Below are 16,945 nucleotides of genomic sequence, written 5' to 3'. Positions count from 1 at the left end.
TTTACTCCGGCATTTCGCTGACTGATTGGGTGTTAGTAGCCTGGCGGAATGCACCGTTCAGGCCGAAAGAGGTCTGGCACTTGGCATACATGGCGTCGAGCGCCTTGCCGTCCAGATCTGCGACTTCTTCATCGCTCATGTTCATCGCCAGCTTCACAGCTGCGCGCTTTTCGCCTTTCTCTTTGCCAGAGTTGGCATTGATCTGGCTGTTAAGTGCGGTAACCTGCTCAGTAAGGACTTTCGCCCACGCTGGCATCTCTTCGTTATTGGCGGCCTGCTCTTTTTTCTTGGGCTTGCCGGTTTCCGGGTCGATTTCTTCATCGCCTTTTTTCTTGGCGGTGGCTTCTTCGGCCTTCATCTGGTTGTATGCGTCCATCAGCTCGGCGTCGGACTTGCCTTCAGTCGGCTTACCAGCGGCTTGCAGCGCATTGATAATCAGTTCTTTCATCGGATCGTTCTCTCCGTTGGTTTTAATCTCGTACTCAGTGGGTTTGCGCACGACTTCTACAGGTTCGCCGACGAACACGGCCTTGCCGTCATCATCGATGAGGTACTTCTGTTTCAGGTATTTGGTGTCGTCCCGGTAGATGAAGCTGTCCGGCCACACCGTTTCAGGCCAAAGCCACTTATCTTTGGTGTCACCCTCGCGCAGCTTGTCGCTGATAGCGCGGGAGATGTCGTCGAAAGAGAAGTTGGAGGCATTGGTGAAGAAGAATTTGGTTTTGTTGAACAGGCCGTCGCGGGTGCAGTCAATTCCGTCAGCAAGGCGGGCAACTTCGATCTGCTGCTCATCACCTTCTGAGTTAACGAAAATGCCCACGCCCTCTTCCGGCGTACCGGCGCCAGGCTCATCGAGCAGTACCGCCACATGGTCAAACATCATGTTGGTGGCGATCACGTTGTACTTCTTGCCCTTCGACTCACCATTGGCAGCGATACCGGAATACAGCAGGCCGGTGGAGATGTGGATCGGGTCTGAATTGGTACCGGCCAGCATCTCATCCAGGCGGTTGATCAGGCGCTTGCCCTTATCGCTGGATTCGGCGAACTGACGGTTAACGTACATGTCGCCCGTCACCTTCCCGTCTTTGTGGGTGACGTTCTGTAGCCAGGCGCCGACGTGGTACTCGTTCACCGCCCGGACATCGCGTGCTGACACATGCTTGCCATCCACTTTCGGGTGGCCCAGCGGCATCGGGTTACGCTCAAGCGTGTTGTAGGCCTTTTCGATTTCTGCTGCCGGGTACAACTTCCGGTTCATCACGATATCGTCCACGACAGGCGTGATGCCGCGAACCACGATATGTGGCTTGCCGTCGATGGTTTCAGTGGTGATGTTTGAAGCGGAGTTGACGACGGACAGCACGTTAACGCGGTTGCGTTTCATGCTGGGTCCTCATTGGTGGATTTCAGGCAATAAAAAAGGCCGCCGTGGCGACCTTGTTATTATTTTTTATAGCTTACTAGTTCAATCCCTTCTTTGGGGTATCGTTTCTTTAATTCAGCAATTAATGCTGATTCGGTGTCACCGTTAATCGTCAGAAAAGCTATGTGCGTTCGGTGCTTAGCTTTAGTGACTGGCTGCACTCTATCAAAGCGAATATCTTTAAATTTTGATTGCATGTCATTTTCCATTTAATTAAGGAGTCGTTAATTAATAACGGCAAAAATAACATGAACTTTATTGATTATTTAACCCAGTCTTTTCTCTCTTTTGCAAGATTATCAGCCAGCCCCTCGTTGAAGATGCTGCCGTCGTCGTTGAGCAGCACCGGAATCTGGCTGCAGTAGCAGTTGTACCGGTTGCCGTTCTCGGCGTAGAAGTCCCGCACCTCTTCGGTGGTGTAGACCTTGCCGTGACGGCTGGCGTGCCAGCTGCGCGTGGTAGGCTTTAGCGCAGATAGCCACAGAAGACCGGTATTCAGCCCAAGCCGATCCGCCGCCCAGTCCGTTTCGTTCCACTGGGCCTGCCGCAGCGCGCCGACCTGCTCAGTCTGAGCGATGGTCTTGGCCTTCGACATCGACACATCGAGGCGCTTACTGATTACGCTGGCAGTCTCGCGAGGATTCACGCCGCGCGCTACCGCATCGGTGATGATATTGGTCAGATCGCCGCGGGCGGTGTCGCTGATCACCTTCCAGTCACTGAACGTTGTCAGCCTGGACGCCGATATCTGGTTCAGATAACCGGGGCTGCTTAAAAGATGCTGCAGCGTCGTCTGACTGGCGTACACCTGCGACTGCTGCGAGAGGTTGTTGAAGGCCTCCAGCGTGCCGCGCTGTGCTTCTGCGACGACGTAATCCATCGCCCACAGGTTTTGCTCGCCACCATCCAGCAGGTAATCGTCGAGAATGCCCTGCACAGCCTCAAGCAAACCCGCCAGTTCCTGCGCCGACATATCGTAGATGAACTTGCCGGCATTGACCTGGTAGAGCCGCATATCAGCGCCATTGTCGTGGCAGAGGAAGTGCCAGTTATGGCTGTTAACCTCACGCTCTCGCCCGGTCAGGCGCTGGTCGAACAGATCTTTCAGTGCACGCTTGATGCCGAGATACCGATCCTCGATATCCCGGAACATCGCGGTTACCTGCTTTGCCGATCGGGTCGGGTCAACCTTGCTGCGCGGAACTACTGGTGTCCCGACTTTCGCCTTTTGCTCCGGTGTCATCGGAAAGAGGATCATCAGTCGTTACCTTTTTATTTGGATCAGGCGGCTTAACATCTTCACGCGGCTCAAGTTCTCCCGCTTCCCTGACCTCGTTCTCATCAACAGCAGGTGTGCCGTAGGCTTGCTGGGTATCCTTCGCCACCGCAGCCATTTCCTTCATGTTGGCAATCTTCTCTTTCTCGCTTGGAGCGAGTAGATCAGACCATGTCAGAGTGATTTCACCAGACCTCGGCGGCTCGATTACTTCAACAGTCCACAATCGCTCAATAACAGCGGTTACACGACCAGTCTGGAATCCACCACGACGTCCGTTACAACGCTTCGCAAAGTCGTTTTTATCTTGATCTGACGCCAGGCGGCCAGTCTGCTGACCAAAAATAATGGTGAAAGGTATCTGTACGGATGAAGAGAACTGATTTGCACTTACCGTCCATGTAGGGCTCGGGTCGGCAGCGGCCACAGACAGAACCTTAGCCTCTCCGTCCTGAGTAACCAGTGCTGAGTCAGTACCTGAGTTCAGTTTCTGTATGGCGGCGTTCAGAGCTTCGGCAAGACCTGAATATCCTGCTTTCTTGGCTTCATCGACAATAGTCTTGAGGTTTGTATCCTTCGACATGTTAATGCCGAGCTGCCTGCTGGCGTTTTTCAGGAAGCCCTCGGCGCTACCACCGGAGGTCTTTGCCATGTCGAGCAGGTCGTTATAACCAGCACGCAAGAAAGGAATCCCAGCCAGTGAAGTCTCGTCTTCTGAGCCCTCACAGAACATGATGATGCGTTCAGGGTGGATCTTAATAGACCGCATCGGCCCGGAAATATTTCCGTTATCGCCGACCTGCTGTTCCTGGAAATAGTAGAACTTCGGCATGCCGTAGTCTGGAGACTTTTGGTCCTGCTCAAGCTCACCGGGTTTAACCTGCGCTTCCCATGCGGGGATCATCTTGACCAGGCCGCGCTCGCGTGTGTTTCGCATTACACTGCGGTCGACTGGCTCCCACCATTCTTTGCTGTCTGCAAACTGAAGGATAAGTGCTGAATAATGCCCAACCAGATTTCGCCGATCCGCATCCTTCACTTTCGCCCAATGTTTCTTCATGAGCTTAGTGACTTTCTTTTCCCACGGCGTCGACTTTTTGGACTTCTTCGTCTCATCGCCGTCGACGATTACTGGGGTATCAGTCCAGCATGCATCGAGCAACTTATGCACCGCGCCGAACGCAGCGCCGTTACGCTCATACATGTTGTAGAAGTTGTCGAAGTCGAGTCGCTCCGGGTAACCAAATTCGCACCACAGATGGTGACGCTTCGTGTTACCGGATTTCCCAAGCCCTGATGCATACAACTGTCGTGCGCGGCCAACCTCGTTAAGGCTGTTCACAATTAGCCCAGCGAGGACTTGCATTTCTGTAGTGTTACTCACTGAGTTGTCCTTATGTGAAGAATATTGCGCCGACCTGCTTGTGGTTGTTCTTCGCTACCGCAAAGTAGCGGAAGCCGTCAGCACCGTGTGATGTGAAGTCATGAAGCGGTTTATCTTTCCAGCATCCGCGCTTGTCGTCCCACTCCTTGCGGTAGCCTTCGAGGTGAGATATGCCCTCTGCACACTTCTCCTCATCGAAGACGCAAGACGGGAGAATTTCACGTACCGACTCAATGCCGGTATCGACACCAGTTTTAGGCACAACGTTGAAGGTCATCGAGTAAACCTGGCCGTCGATTTCATAGCCTTCCTGCGCAAGTTCTTTACGCGATTTGGCATCAGCGCCGAATTCACGGTTCTCAATGTCGTGCGGCCCCCAGTGCTCTCCGTACTCATAGCCACGGTCTTTCAGCACCTTCATGTAGTGCCTCAGCCCCTCTCCGGAGTTTTCGTAGTAGTCGATGATGTGGAACTCTTCGCCAACCTCGCGAACGAACCAGATCGCAGTGGAGTCGCCAACGCCGATATCCCAGAACGTGTGTACCGGCAGGTGTGAGTTATCCGGGATTTGGCCGATCCGCTTGTTGGTGTAGAGCCAGCGGAACTGTTTGGCGTAGTACGCGCCCTCGACCGACTGCTGGAACGCCTCGGCCGGAATGGTCGGGTATTCGCGCTTCATGTCATCGCCGAGCGTTTTCTCTTTGGCGTAGTACCAGGCTTTCTGGCGCTCATTGACTACTACGCCGTGCTTCGCCTCCATCTCAGCAAAGTATTCAAGCAGGCGTACCGGAAGCGGCTCAACCGGGTCGATGGCGTACTGCGGGTTCTTCCACCAGGAGAAGAAGAAAAACTTCCAGTCCAGCGCGGATAGCGTTTTACCCTGCAGCAGCGCTTTCTCTGCCGTCTGGCAGTAATCGAAGAAGTAACCCGCCCGGCCCTCTGCTGTGCTCTCGATAGTAGAGAAGCATCCGGTCGATACCGCCTCAAACGCACCAGTGACAATCTCACGGGCTTTGTCAGGATACTTGGCGCATATTTTCCCGAACTCGGAAACGTGCAGGTAACGTAACGTGCCGCCACGAAATGACGTGCTGACGTAGAGTGATCCGCCCTTCTTAAAGACGAGTTCTCCGGATGAATCGTTGCTTGCCGGGTTGGCCGCCTTTATCTCTGCTGGCAGCTTGTCGTATGCGTACTTCACCTTTTCGCGGAACAGGCGCTTTGCGTCATTCAGCGTATGGGCGATCAGCGCGCACTTAGCCGACTCGAACAGGGCCGCGTCGAGTTGGATGATACACACCTCAGTCGTGAAACCGAGTTGACGTGCTTTCAGGATGATGTTGCGGGTGTGGATCCCTTCGAAGTATTCCCGCTGCTCAGGCGTCATCCTGAACCGCGTTGGCTTACCCTCTTTGTCGGTGATCCAGTAAAGATTGTTCAGCCGCCAGTCTTTATTCGACAGCAGCTTAAGGTGCTCAGGTTTCATTAAGCCCCCTGAGACAATGAATCCATCAGGTTAGACAGGTCATCAACCGTCTTATTGCCTTCTTCGGTGTCAAGGTTATACGCCTTGCGCTCAGCGTTTATCACTTTGATTTGAGCATCAACACCGGCAGTAATCGAACGAGACATTGAGGCGTGATTATCTTCCGTGATCTCTGCGTCTTCAAGGAAGTCGCGCAGCTTATTAGTGATGCCTCGCCATGCCGCCAGACCTTCACGATGAGCCATGACTACAGCGGCGGCCTCGTCGGATGCCTGGTCAATAATTTGCTCATCAGTAACCACTGGTGACTGGTTACCGTCTTTGGTTACCGACTTGGTTACCTTGGCCTTGGTTGCCGCTCTGACCTTTTCTGTCAGGTCGCGCTGCCATCCTTCTTTGTTCGCTCTCTTCAGGATGGTGGCGTGGTTAACGCCATGCTTTTCACCGATGGCCCTGACTGACAATGAACCAGCCCGGTAAGCCGATTCAATGGCCTCCCAATCTGGTTTGCTCATTAGTTACTCCGTTGTTTGTTCGGTCTGCTCTGCCGGTACTGGCGTGAACTGCACGCGCTTCACATCGGCAGGTGCGAAATACAACCACTCGCCCGTTTCAGTCGCAAGCGGCACAAAGCCGTTAACCAGTTCAGGCTGACTCCTGGTCATCTTTCCTGTGAAGGTTTCGCCTGTTTGGGTAGTGAGGGTGATTTTATAGATGACTGGCATGATTACCTCTTAGCCGTGTCGCAGCGTTCGCTCTGCTTCTCAGATGTGCTTAGCCACTTACGGCTTACCCGTCAGCAAGATGTGATCACCATCCTTGCGGGGTTACACAAATCATTTCAGGCACTGCGCTCTGATGTAGTCCTGCATGCCGCGAATCATTTTGTCAGCGGTTGCGATTCCGTCCCGGTGATAGAAATAATTCCGTCGAGCGTCTGGAGTAAGTTCGGGGGTTCCTGCATCATCCACGCCGGTGGCGGAGGTGGCTTTTGACACTCCAGGGCAGGTTGCGGCGATGCGCAGCCGTTTAACGCCAGAATCGACATCCCGACGCAAATCGTTAATGGTTTTTTTCGCATCGGACAATTCCTTCGTGTATTTGGCATCCAGCGCAGCGACATCTCTCTGGCGGGTTGTCATGTCTGCGATGGTGGCGTTAGCCAGATTTAACGCCTGAGTTTTCTCATCGCGCTGCTTCTTGTATTCGGTAGCGTTGTCGCGGTAGTGATTAACAGCCCAACCAAGCGACACGATGATGCAGACAACCACAGCGATGATGATTGCGGTTAACCTGCTCATTTCTGACTCCAGGTACAAACCTCATATTCAACATCTCGCCGGTTCATTAGCCCCTTCCACTTCTTGCCACCTGCATATACCCAGCGCTTAAGCTCAGAGCATGCTCCGGCGTAATCTTTCGCATTGAGTTTCTTCAGCAGAGTGGAGTTGATGGTTGCGGTAGCGCCGACGTTGTAAGCAAAGCTGTAGATTGCTGCTCGCTGCGTTTCGGTAGTGGGAACCTTGATGTGCGGGTCGACTCGAGCTGCGATGCGCTGCATATCTTTTCTGGTCAGGGCGTCACACTCCTTATCAGAGTAACGCTTGCCCCAGATTATGTCTGAGCCGGTGTGACCATCGCATACGGTGATAACGCCAACGACATCCCGGTATGGAGTGTACTCACGGCCCTCAAGGCCAGCCTTCCCGGAAACCATGACGGTAGCAATGCCAATAGCACCAGTACCCAGGGCACCTATAATGCTATTTCTGAGCGCCGGAGACATTGCCATTTAATCTATCCTCGCGCTCTTTGCGCTTGTAGTACCAGTTCACGCCAAAGGTTCCGATGGTGCAGGCGATACCGATGATGATTGCCCAGTCGTTCAGGGAAAGAACGCCACCCATGGTTGTTAAGCCTCCAACCCAATAACTGAGCCATTCTCTGATTTTATCCATGCGTTGCATGCTCTCACCTCGCGTTGTTAGCGGGTGCTGTGTGTGTTTGAAAGGGGTCAGGCTTCACGGGCTGGATTTTCAACAAAGCACGTAGTGATTGATTCCCGTGAGCCTGAAATAAAAAACCCGCTCGCGGCGGGAATGTGAGGGTGTGGCAATGTCAGCTCTGCGGCTGAAGATACCCTGGCTGGGTTTTGGTGGGCCGTGAAGGATTCGAACCTGTCTACCCTTCCCTTATGAGGGGACCGCTCATACCAAATGAGCTTCCGGCCCGGAAACGAAAAAGCCCCGCATTTAGCGAGGCTCTTAATTCTTTGTCGACCTACGAAGCTATGGCGACGATATCAGATTTACATAAAATATAGGCGTTTCAGTTCGGTTTTGCAAGACTTACATCTAAATTTGTCGCCTTTTGTTGTGAACGTGATCGCGTTACTGAGATAAGCGAGCCGTTATCGAGTCGCTTAAAGCTGTCACGCATAGCTAGCCAGTGGGGCAGATACGTTTCTGTCCAGGTGGATTTCGCCACGCCCGCCAGTTCTGCCAGCGCCTGGTATTCGTACGTTTCACGCCCCGCCAACTCTGCTTTCACGTCCTGCGCCGCCAGCCATATAAGTTTCTTCAGGCGCTCCATCGTCTTGCCCGCCACCTTCTTCGCGCCGAGTTGCTCCCGGAACTCAGTCCACGCCCACTGGGTAATCGTCTCCTGGTGTTCCCAGCGGATATTGTCGCTGTAGGTCCAGAGCAGCCAGGCTTTCTGATGCTCATCCAGCGACAGGACTGCGCGGCGCCACGATGCGGTGCCAAACTCTACCGGGCTTACCAGCGCGATGGATGATCCCTTGGCGCGGGATTGGCTACCGCTCATCGGCGGGCCGTCGGGGTTAACCATGCGCTTTTTCTGCACGTCATAGACTTTCTTCCGGCCCCGGCTACGCGCCGTCGCCTCAAACGTCGCGTTTTCAGCAAATGCGACAAGTTGCCCCTTCGTCGCCCCGCTCAGATCTGCGGTCGCCACAATGAGCTGCTGACGTACATATTCCAGTTGCTGATTGTTCATTGTGTGGCTCCTGCAAGGTGATAAATGCGAACGAAGTTGCGAAGGATGCGGTAATCCACCAGCACGGATCCCGGGCGGCGGTAGATGCGGAGGCGCTTCCAGCGCACGCGGAGTATCTCGATCGTTTTTGGCTTCATGCTGCCTCCTGCTTTTTAAGCTCGCGTAAATCTGCCAGAGCGGTAAGCCTGATTTCTTTCAGCTCTTCAACCGTCCAGCGGTGCGGGATGTTATTGTTCTCGAGTGCCAGCACCAGCTCTTCGCCGTAGCGCTCCACCAGCGCTGCCCGGTATGCCTCGATGTTTCCGGATTTGTAGACGTTGCAGACGTCGCACTGAAGATGAATGTTGATTCGGGTGAAGCGCAGATGTCCGGCGGCAGCCGTGGTTCGGTAATGACCAGCATGCCAGGTGAATGCCTTTTTCGTTCCACAGGAAATGCAGCCAAGTCCCTCTGCTAGTTCGGCCTCGCGGCAAATGTCGTTTACGGCGCGCTGCGTAAGGTCAACCCAGTGTTTCAGAGGTTTAGCTGCGGCTTTACGCTGGCGCCATGCGGCACGCTCTTTCTTCTCGGTGGCGCGCTGATGGATTTGCTCCTTGCGTTGCGCGGCTTCGCGAGCTTTTCTAGTTTGTTCTTTGCCGATCGCGCTGGCGCACTCGAATGAGCAAACTACCTGCCCTTCGCGTACCGGGTGAAACCATTCTCGGCAGTGGGTGCATTTGCGGCGCGCTGGCTTACGCATGGTCACCACCTTGAACCTGTACCAGTGTGAGGTTTCCGCAGAACACGGCACCGGTATCGATGTACATCTGGTTGGCATACTTCAGGGGCTGGCGCGCAGGGGTGTGACCGAAGATAAACAGATCAGCACCGGCTATCGGCGAGACAATGCCGTCCTGAGCGTCGCTAACCCGTTCGCGATTCCAGATGACCATATCTTTCGGGACCGGCTTGTCGAACGCATATTCGTTATGCGGGTAGTCAGCGTGGCAGATAACGATTTTACGTTCAGCGGTAACCAGCTCGATGACGAGTGGCAGATCAGCCGCTTTGTGAACCAGAGCCTTAGCCAGCACTTCTTTGTCATAGTCGAGATTGAAGAACCAACCGCCACCATTCACCAGCCAGTGATTGACGTTTCCATACTCCGACAGACCATCAATCATCATCTGCTCATGGTTGCCACGAACAGCCCGGAACCAAGGCATAGTAATCAGTTCCAGGCACTCGACGTTTTCCGCACCGCGGTCAACAAGGTCACCCACCGAGATCAGCAAATCACACGCAGGGTCGAAGGAGACCTTTTCGAGCTCATTCATCAGCAGCGTGTAGCACCCATGCAGATCGCCAACGACGAAGATATTGCGCCAGTCAGCGCCGTTAATGCGTTGATAGATGCTCATGCAGATTTTCTCCTCGCTGCGAGGCGCAGCCATTTCTGATCCACCAGGTGGGATGTGTAATCTTTGAGAGTGGGTATTTCTGACGGACTCAGTTCCGGCTTGCGCTTGCTGCGAGTCGGTACTTTGTAGATGCCGCTATTCATGACGCGGTTGATGAGGTTAGCCACGGTGACCTCCTAAGCGGGAAGCCCATTCCATAGCCAGGCGAGATTCATCACCCCAGCGAACGTTGCGCTCAGCACCAAAGGCATGAATGAGCTCGATAAGGTCACGCATCTGGCTGACAGTCATCTTGCTGGTTGATTGGCCCAGCACCACGAAGCCGTCACCAGCCAGGTTAGGAACTACTTCCTGCTTAACAAGTGCGGCGGTGAAGATATGTTTCCACGATTCAGATGAGAGCTTGCGTCCATGCCATTCGACCTGGCTGCTGACGTCGCCCAAAATGGCCCAAAGTTTGGCGTTCTGGTCGATGGAACGCGTCATCTCTTTTATCTCAATGACGACCGGGCGCTTCTCATCGAGCTGTAACTGGTTAATCGCATTGATGGCATTGGCGCGGATGTTGGTGTTGCGGAGGAGATATTGCTGCTTCATACGCCACCTCCTGGAGGTAACGCAGAATGCAAAAAATCGCAGGTGCATTTCTGCATCTGTGACTGGAGAAGTGACTTCAGATTTTGTGTGCGCATAAACGTCCCCGTTTAGCGCAACCCCATCGCCGGGTGTTCAGGCCGACGATGGTTAGATTATGGCTTATTGATTATGGAAAATCAAAGGTGGGAGCTTAGTTACTCTCGTCGGAAAGCTCGTCTTCTTTCTCAGGCTGTTTAAATGCTTCAGGCATGTTTGCATAGCCGCAATCGTCGCACTTACAGTCGCCTGTGCTTCCATTCGGTCCTGTTTCTCTGCTTACTTTACCAGAGCCACAGTCTGGGCAAATTCCTCTTCCCATATTGCCTCCTATTTTTTGGCGTTTTGGTCTGCCATTTCAACGTATCTCGGATCATTTGATTTAGGAAGTTGTAAGCTTTTCTCCCGGTAGTACCGGACACGCTCCATGAAATACTCTCTCAGGTGTTCAGGCTGCTCACGAGCCACCTGCTCAGCGATTACGGGCATATTCAGGCGTTCTTTGTACGCGACACCAGAAGCGGCAAGGTCAACATTAACCTTGTCACGGTCTTCCTGGCTCTTTGCTGCTATGTTGAACCTTGACATAAATTAACCTTAAGGTTGCCATCCCATGCCGCAATTTCCAGTTTCGTGCATCCATTTATGTCCGCACTCTCTACAAACATAGTAGCTTTCCTGGGTTGCACGTCCATTCAGACTCATGTACTCGCCTTGCTCTTCAGGGATATACTCCATGCATTCTAGAGGGGGTTGACGGCGCCCTCTGGGCTGTTTTTCACATACCTTACATGTCATAAAAACCTCCACATAAAAAAGCGAAGGCCATACAGTAGCATGGCCTTATACGTTTATCTTTGTATAACATCACTTATATGCGCGGCTTTGCGCTCTGCTGGGGATTTAGCCATTGATCACCTTCCCGCAGCGCTTGCAGTAGATGCCATGAAATGTCTCTGGCCTTGTTTTATCTATCAACCTGATGATGACCGTACCGCTACCTTCCATTGCTCCAAGATTTGCGGCAGGTGCACCTTTGGTGATTGCAGGACGATATGAGTGCCCGAACAGAAAGCCTAAAACACCGCGACATTTATCCATCTATTTTCACCTTAATCGCGAACACCTTAACCGGCTTGTCTCCGAAGTGCGGATGAGTGATCTCCTTGATTTCGTAACCGTCATACGGGACATCGATTCGTCGGCTTGCATCATCACGCTTCGGATAACCGCGAGTGATAATCAGGCGGTCATAGTCCTTACCATGAATGCGGCGACCCCAGTACGGATTCACCAGGCGATACTCTTCTGTCTTCTCGCCTGACTTCATCTGGTCGAAGTATTCACCGTTAACTGCGAGTTGCAGGTTAGCCATTATTCAGCCTCCTGCTTTGGTGCTGCTGCAACTGACACATCCCAGAACTCACGGAATAAAGCATAAGCACCTGACAGGTTCGCAGCAGCGTATGAACCAAGCTCGGATTTAATCTGAACCGCGCGCATTTGCTCTGGCGTCATGTCAACCGGAACCATCACCCAGCCATCCGGAATCACCGGAGAGTTGCCAGACAACGGGATGTATTTCACTCCCCAGGCTTCTGATGGATCATTGCTACCCAACATAAACAGCGGGGCATTCGGATCGCGTTTGTCGTCACTGTTGTAATCACTACGCAGCCAGCCTATGACCGGCAACTCATCACGATTACTTACATGTTCTGCACCCTGAAGCATTGCAGCGCGGCAGGCGTTCCAGCCAGCTGTTCGCCCAAGCGCGTAAACTTCAGATGGCTCAAGATAATCAATGTCATGCCCGTCCTCATCGTCGTTCTCAGGTAATGCAGCAGGTACTACCGGTACTGGCGGAGCGGCGTAGAGCGGAATAACCGCATCACCCATTGGCTCTGATAAGCAGGTAAGGTGAAGCTCACCCATATTAGCGTAAGCAAGCGTTTCCTCTGCTGCGTAAAGAGCAGGCTCCGCTTCGAGCGATGCCAGCGCGATACGCGCCATAGCAACAATTTCACCGGTTTTAATCGAGCCAAATACTTCTTCGTAATCGCATGGCTCAAGCCCAGCGGCGTGAATGATTTCTGCAACTCTTTCTTTGGTAATAGTGGTCATGGGTTAGTCCTCATACCGCGCAAGCTCAGCGCACATAAAACCGAAAATCATTACGCCTGCATGTCCTGCAATTAGCAGCCAGGGCGATACATAAACATTTGCTGCAACCAGGCTTATCGGAATGACTGTCAGGGCAAGGAATGCTATTAGTGCATAAATTGTCCAACGTTTAGCCATCACTCCCCCTTACCGATGCCAGCGGCGCTAAGTTTGGTATTCACATCGCCTTCAAAAATAGGTAGTACGCCAATAGCAGCAGCCCAGTTTTTAGCTAACTCAGGGTCTGATGTCTCATCGGTGTAATCTGACGCCCGCCACCCAATAAGCCGTTTCTGACAAGAAGTCTCAGCTATGCGCTGCTGTCGTTCGAATGACTCTTGCGCAAGTCCTAAATTCCAGTCTCTCAGTTCTGCTATGCGCTTCTCTGCTGCTGCCAACTTGCGTTTTACTTCCTCGTTTTCCTCAACCAAAGAACATGCCGCTTCATGGTCTACTGCTGCCGTATGCTCTGCGGCTTCCAGATCATCCAGCAGCGCCAGCGCAGTTGCCGGGCTGAATGCCGCGATAAAGGCCGCGATTTTTCGCTCGGATATTTCATTAGAAACTGGCTGGTAAGAACGGTAGGTTTCCCCTTTTTCAAGGCTCCCTTTGACGATAACCTGATATTCATCATCGCCATTATCAAGAACCTCCCATTCTTCGCGCTCAATGCTTTCTGCGATATCACGCAGCGCCTGTTTGCCGATGTTGCTCATTGGGTGGACTCCTGACTTACAGTTTCAGAGAACGACTGCAACTCATTGAGAATTGTTTCGGTCTTCTCTGGATTGCATTCGTTACGGATAATCCACTCTATGCGACCGATGAAGTCAGTACGCGCCTGCGCCCGCACTTCTGCCAGGAAAGACTGGTACGCAGGAATCTGCAGCACAGCCAGAGCGCCGACAATCTTCTGTACTCCTGGAGGGCATTGCTCGTAATGAGAATCGGTGATGAACACCGCGTCATTGTGAATGGCATCAATAGCGCTGAGTTCGGCTGCAATCTGAACCAGTCTCGCATTTGACGCTTCCATGCCCTTCTTGTAGCAGTCGGCGTCAATCTTGCTTTGCTTCAATTCCGCAGCCAGCGCAGCGCATCTGGCTTCCAGTTCTTCGTATGTTGGTTTCATGCCCCTACCCTCCCGTAAACCATCATCAGGCGCTGATGCGCTTCGCTTTTCATGAACTCTGCAACCACTCCGTTTTTATCTGGATTGTAGGGCATGAACATCTTCGGTTCGTCTTTGTCAGCCGGCGCATTAGCGATGCCTTTGGCTTGCTGGCCAGCCGCATTTGCCTCGACTGCTCTACGGGAGATCGCTTCCCTTCCGCCGTGTTCTAACCAGGTCTGATGGTCTTCCTCGCTGGCGAATACACCGATGCCGGATACGCTACGCAGCATGCCGAGTCTTCTCAGCGCTTTGGCTTCCTCGTAGTAACGGGATCGACCGATACTCAAATCGCGGATCATGTCTGCTACGCTGACAGGCTGATTGGCTTTCACATAACTGACGATGCGTTGTTTTATGCTGTCCATCATGCTGCCCCTTTTGAACGGTAAGAGTCCCAGGTGAATGACAGCGTGCACCCGCCACCGTCGCTCATGCGGTCAATGACGCGCTCCCCGATAAATGCGGCCAACTCGTCTTTGGTCTGGTTGCTGATCAGGATGGTCGGCTTCATCCGCTCGTACCGGGTGTTGATGATTTCGAACATGATCAGCTTCTCGGCCTCACTGCCGAACTGGACGCCAACCTCGTCGATGATCAGCAGATCAGCGCGGGTGAAATGCGCAATCACATCGTCTTCACAACGGGTTGCTGTTTTCGACCAGGTTGATTTGAAATCACGGGCAATTTTCAGCGCCGTTGTGAAAATAACTGTGCTCTGATACTGCTCAATGACGTGACGGGCGATCGCCAATGCAAGATGGTTTTTCCCGGTTCCAGGCTTACCGCACATCACCAGTCCACCGCCCTGCTTCAGCCGATCAGGCCATTTTGCGGCGTACGCCTGGCAGACACGCAAAGCTTTCTCTGAATCCTTCCCAACAGGCAGGTAGTTATCCAGAGTGCATGACACAAATCGTTCAGGTATTTCCAGCTTACACAGCAGCAGATCAACGTTTTGCTGGCGGGTGCGCTCATCCCATCGAATTTTCTCTTCTCTCAGGAATGCAAGCTCATCGCGCAAGCACCCAGGGCAGCGAGTCGGCATGGAAGGAATCTTAATTTTCCCAACCATAGACTGCCGTTTACGCTGTTCGTATTGACCATGTTTTTCGCAGTTCACCATCTCCAGAAATACCTCGCTATGTTCGATATCTGCAGGCGGCTTACTAAGTTCGGCCAGGTGTTTTTCAATCAGTGCAATTTTTTCTTCCAGTTCCATGATCAATCCCTCGCCCATGATGGAATTTCTGTCTGACCGTAGTCTTTGCCAGCGAAGTTTTCCGATACTCGAGGCGGAACACGAGGAGGCTGTTTAGCACCCTTCGGCTCAAACAACCCCTGCCAGCCATTAGCAATGCTCTGGTTGATGATTTCTTCAGGTTGGTATCCGCTGCACTTACAGCGCTCAAGCAGGTTGATGGCCTGGGTAACCGTCAGTTGAGACTTGATCGGTTTTTTCAGGTCACGACGGTAATCGACCCATGACCTCCAGACTGAAACTGACAGCCATTCAGGAAGGTCAACACCAGCCGGATCGAAAGATGCCGGTTTGGGGGATTTAGGGGGTTTATTAATATTGTCTTTATTGTCTTTTGTAATAGTGTCTTTTGTGTGTCCCCATTTTGGTGACATGGCTGTCACTGTTTTGGTGACACTTTTTGTCACTATCTTAGGGACATTGTCACTATTATGGTGACAGTCACTACTGTGGTGACATTTTGGCGCAGGCTTAGTTCCTGGAATCACCCACTCGCTCAAGTTTTTGTTGGGGCCGATGAGCATGCCCTCGGACACCAAAACATTCATCGCAATGAGTTCGTTTTTGGCAGTGTTAACCTTCTGGCGAGGTAGTCTGGTCAACTCAGAAAGTTGTGAGTCTGCTATGCGGTCCATTTTCTTGTTGAACCCATAGGTTTTGCGGCAAACAGCATGAGCTACCTTGGCCTGATTTTTGGTCAGGTTCGCGCCGATAAGCTCCTCATACAACTCGTTTGCCAGACGTGTGTAACCATCGTCTGTATCGGCCACGCGTTGCTCCTGTATTCCCGAAACAACATCAGGAAAGTTGAGAATTTCTGCGGTATTTGACATACTTACTCCTGCAATGAGTCCACACGATTTGCACCAGAAAGTCGGATCTGTTTGCGCAGACCGGCTTTCGCCATTTCTGAAGTCTTCACATAACCCCCAGCATCGAAGTGACCATCGTCATCAGCGGTCCTACCTGCTCCGGCATGAGGCGGAACAGCGAAGCTATACCCTCGCTTACCTCTTTCAGCTTCTGATGCTCTGGAGCGTCCAGCAGCACAGCTTGCTTTGCTTCTGAACATTCCTTCATGGCAGATGCGATCAGCGACATGGTGTCGTTCTGTGGCGCCAGGCGTGTACGAAACTCAACAGGAAGAACAGCCATGATTGCCGGGGTCAGTTCTCTAACGTTCTCGCGGTACTGATCGGAGTCGAAGCGGTTATCCAGGAAGCGAAACAGCTTCTGACGCGCCCGGCTGATGTCGTCCGGGAAGTTGATGGCGGTCCCGCCCTGCTCCCGGTATTCGTTAATGATCAGCGCCGAGACAACGTCCTGATTGTCCAGCGCCGACGACCATGCCCGCACCGCATCGCGGATCTTTTCGTGGTCTGGTGCCACCTTCGGTTGAGCGCGGTTTATCATCGCTCCCGGAATAAATCCGGTATTGTGTTGATACGCAAGTGAATGCATTGCTTTCCCTTTCGTGGTTAGGCCGCTGAATTACGCGGCGATGAAAATACCAGGCTTTCTTTAAGAACCGGGGCCTGGCGGTGAAAATACTTAGTGGCATCTTCAATAGCCGATGCCATTTCTGGGGATGCCCGACGATTGCCGTAGGCAATCTGGTCCAGGTAACCTGGCGTCGTATTAGCGAGTTTTGCAAGCTGCGCCCATTCTTCGGTTGTGGCGCTCTTACGCCAGCGATGCAGTTCAGTGCTCATTGATGTCTCCGGTTG

At 52.7% G+C, this 16,945-nt stretch carries 27 protein-coding genes and 1 tRNA gene; all 28 read right to left on the bottom strand.

What is annotated here, in order from left to right; all coding sequences use genetic code 11:
• Position 1 precedes the first annotated feature (1 nt).
• Positions 2-1,387: a DUF2213 domain-containing protein gene (locus HVX64_RS07125; protein ID WP_181825355.1), complete on the bottom strand. Its 1,386-nt coding sequence runs from the start codon at positions 1,385-1,387 to the stop codon at positions 2-4.
• A gap of 59 nt (positions 1,388-1,446) precedes the next feature.
• Positions 1,447-1,623, bottom strand: coding sequence for a hypothetical protein (locus tag HVX64_RS07120; protein WP_181825354.1), 177 nt, complete (start codon positions 1,621-1,623; stop codon positions 1,447-1,449).
• Positions 1,624-1,688: 65 nt separating this feature from the next.
• Entirely contained in the window at positions 1,689-2,684 is a 996-nt protein-coding gene (locus tag HVX64_RS07115; protein WP_181825353.1) for a phage minor head protein, read from the bottom strand.
• Positions 2,611-4,068 carry a phage portal protein gene (locus HVX64_RS07110; protein WP_181825427.1) on the bottom strand — a complete coding sequence of 486 codons (1,458 nt, stop codon included), beginning with the start codon at positions 4,066-4,068 and terminating at the stop codon, positions 2,611-2,613. Before HVX64_RS07110 ends, HVX64_RS07115 begins: the two co-directional genes overlap by 74 nt.
• A gap of 28 nt (positions 4,069-4,096) precedes the next feature.
• Entirely contained in the window at positions 4,097-5,572 is a 1,476-nt protein-coding gene (locus HVX64_RS07105; RefSeq protein ID WP_181825352.1) for a terminase, read from the bottom strand.
• Positions 5,572-6,087, bottom strand: coding sequence for a hypothetical protein (locus HVX64_RS07100; protein WP_181825351.1), 516 nt, complete (start codon positions 6,085-6,087; stop codon positions 5,572-5,574). Before HVX64_RS07100 ends, HVX64_RS07105 begins: the two co-directional genes overlap by 1 nt.
• Positions 6,088-6,090: 3 nt before the next feature.
• The gene (locus HVX64_RS07095) at positions 6,091-6,297 is read right to left on the bottom strand and encodes a hypothetical protein (RefSeq protein ID WP_181825350.1); all 207 of its coding nucleotides are present in this window, start codon (positions 6,295-6,297) and stop codon (positions 6,091-6,093) included.
• A gap of 111 nt (positions 6,298-6,408) precedes the next feature.
• Positions 6,409-6,873 carry a lysis protein gene (locus tag HVX64_RS07090; protein WP_181825349.1) on the bottom strand — a complete coding sequence of 155 codons (465 nt, stop codon included), beginning with the start codon at positions 6,871-6,873 and terminating at the stop codon, positions 6,409-6,411.
• The gene (locus HVX64_RS07085; protein ID WP_275943505.1) at positions 6,870-7,364 is read right to left on the bottom strand and encodes a lysozyme; all 495 of its coding nucleotides are present in this window, start codon (positions 7,362-7,364) and stop codon (positions 6,870-6,872) included. The genes HVX64_RS07090 and HVX64_RS07085 overlap by 4 nt, the downstream gene beginning before the upstream one ends.
• Positions 7,336-7,539, bottom strand: coding sequence for a phage holin family protein (locus HVX64_RS07080; RefSeq protein ID WP_063812804.1), 204 nt, complete (start codon positions 7,537-7,539; stop codon positions 7,336-7,338). Before HVX64_RS07080 ends, HVX64_RS07085 begins: the two co-directional genes overlap by 29 nt.
• Positions 7,540-7,725: 186 nt before the next feature.
• Positions 7,726-7,803 (bottom strand) — tRNA-Met (locus tag HVX64_RS07075).
• Positions 7,804-7,900: 97 nt separating this feature from the next.
• Positions 7,901-8,590, bottom strand: a complete 690-nt coding sequence (locus HVX64_RS07070) for a bacteriophage antitermination protein Q (RefSeq protein WP_181825348.1) — start codon at positions 8,588-8,590, stop codon at positions 7,901-7,903.
• On the bottom strand, positions 8,587-8,727 hold the full coding sequence (locus HVX64_RS07065) for a YlcG family protein (RefSeq protein ID WP_181825347.1): 141 nt from the start codon (positions 8,725-8,727) through the stop codon (positions 8,587-8,589). Before HVX64_RS07065 ends, HVX64_RS07070 begins: the two co-directional genes overlap by 4 nt.
• Positions 8,724-9,329, bottom strand: coding sequence for a recombination protein NinG (locus HVX64_RS07060; RefSeq protein ID WP_181825346.1), 606 nt, complete (start codon positions 9,327-9,329; stop codon positions 8,724-8,726). The genes HVX64_RS07065 and HVX64_RS07060 overlap by 4 nt, the downstream gene beginning before the upstream one ends.
• Positions 9,322-9,990, bottom strand: a complete 669-nt coding sequence (locus HVX64_RS07055; protein ID WP_181825345.1) for a metallophosphoesterase — start codon at positions 9,988-9,990, stop codon at positions 9,322-9,324. The genes HVX64_RS07060 and HVX64_RS07055 overlap by 8 nt, the downstream gene beginning before the upstream one ends.
• On the bottom strand, positions 9,987-10,157 hold the full coding sequence (locus tag HVX64_RS07050; RefSeq protein ID WP_181825344.1) for a NinE family protein: 171 nt from the start codon (positions 10,155-10,157) through the stop codon (positions 9,987-9,989). The genes HVX64_RS07055 and HVX64_RS07050 overlap by 4 nt, the downstream gene beginning before the upstream one ends.
• Positions 10,150-10,587: a recombination protein NinB gene (locus tag HVX64_RS07045; RefSeq protein WP_181825343.1), complete on the bottom strand. Its 438-nt coding sequence runs from the start codon at positions 10,585-10,587 to the stop codon at positions 10,150-10,152. The genes HVX64_RS07050 and HVX64_RS07045 overlap by 8 nt, the downstream gene beginning before the upstream one ends.
• A gap of 366 nt (positions 10,588-10,953) precedes the next feature.
• Entirely contained in the window at positions 10,954-11,211 is a 258-nt protein-coding gene (locus tag HVX64_RS07040) for a DNA polymerase III subunit theta (protein ID WP_181825342.1), read from the bottom strand.
• Between the two features lie 505 nt (positions 11,212-11,716).
• A complete protein-coding gene (locus HVX64_RS07035) occupies positions 11,717-11,998 on the bottom strand; it encodes an ASCH domain-containing protein (protein WP_181825341.1) in 282 nt (93 codons plus the stop codon).
• A complete protein-coding gene (locus HVX64_RS07030) occupies positions 11,998-12,747 on the bottom strand; it encodes a hypothetical protein (RefSeq protein WP_181825340.1) in 750 nt (249 codons plus the stop codon). Before HVX64_RS07030 ends, HVX64_RS07035 begins: the two co-directional genes overlap by 1 nt.
• 3 nt (positions 12,748-12,750) lie before the next feature.
• The gene (locus tag HVX64_RS07025; RefSeq protein ID WP_181825339.1) at positions 12,751-12,924 is read right to left on the bottom strand and encodes a hypothetical protein; all 174 of its coding nucleotides are present in this window, start codon (positions 12,922-12,924) and stop codon (positions 12,751-12,753) included.
• Positions 12,924-13,502, bottom strand: coding sequence for an ead/Ea22-like family protein (locus tag HVX64_RS07020; RefSeq protein ID WP_181825338.1), 579 nt, complete (start codon positions 13,500-13,502; stop codon positions 12,924-12,926). The genes HVX64_RS07025 and HVX64_RS07020 overlap by 1 nt, the downstream gene beginning before the upstream one ends.
• A complete protein-coding gene (locus tag HVX64_RS07015) occupies positions 13,499-13,918 on the bottom strand; it encodes a hypothetical protein (RefSeq protein WP_181825452.1) in 420 nt (139 codons plus the stop codon). Before HVX64_RS07015 ends, HVX64_RS07020 begins: the two co-directional genes overlap by 4 nt.
• Positions 13,915-14,328 (bottom strand): hypothetical protein, encoded by a 414-nt coding sequence (locus tag HVX64_RS07010; protein WP_181825337.1) that lies wholly within the window; start codon positions 14,326-14,328, stop codon positions 13,915-13,917. Before HVX64_RS07010 ends, HVX64_RS07015 begins: the two co-directional genes overlap by 4 nt.
• The gene (locus tag HVX64_RS07005) at positions 14,325-15,179 is read right to left on the bottom strand and encodes an ATP-binding protein (protein WP_181825336.1); all 855 of its coding nucleotides are present in this window, start codon (positions 15,177-15,179) and stop codon (positions 14,325-14,327) included. The genes HVX64_RS07010 and HVX64_RS07005 overlap by 4 nt, the downstream gene beginning before the upstream one ends.
• Positions 15,180-15,181: 2 nt before the next feature.
• Positions 15,182-16,051 (bottom strand): replication protein, encoded by an 870-nt coding sequence (locus HVX64_RS07000; protein WP_181825335.1) that lies wholly within the window; start codon positions 16,049-16,051, stop codon positions 15,182-15,184.
• A gap of 85 nt (positions 16,052-16,136) precedes the next feature.
• The gene (locus tag HVX64_RS06995; RefSeq protein WP_181825334.1) at positions 16,137-16,679 is read right to left on the bottom strand and encodes a toxin YdaT domain-containing protein; all 543 of its coding nucleotides are present in this window, start codon (positions 16,677-16,679) and stop codon (positions 16,137-16,139) included.
• Positions 16,680-16,696: 17 nt separating this feature from the next.
• Positions 16,697-16,930 (bottom strand): transcriptional regulator, encoded by a 234-nt coding sequence (locus tag HVX64_RS06990; protein ID WP_181825333.1) that lies wholly within the window; start codon positions 16,928-16,930, stop codon positions 16,697-16,699.
• Positions 16,931-16,945: the final 15 nt, after the last annotated feature.

Source organism: Citrobacter sp. RHB20-C16, assembly GCF_013890155.1.
Lineage (GTDB): Bacteria > Pseudomonadota > Gammaproteobacteria > Enterobacterales > Enterobacteriaceae > Citrobacter_A > Citrobacter_A amalonaticus.
The sequence above is the reverse complement of the archived record's forward strand: the minus strand, read 5'-3'. Positions and strand labels throughout refer to the sequence as shown.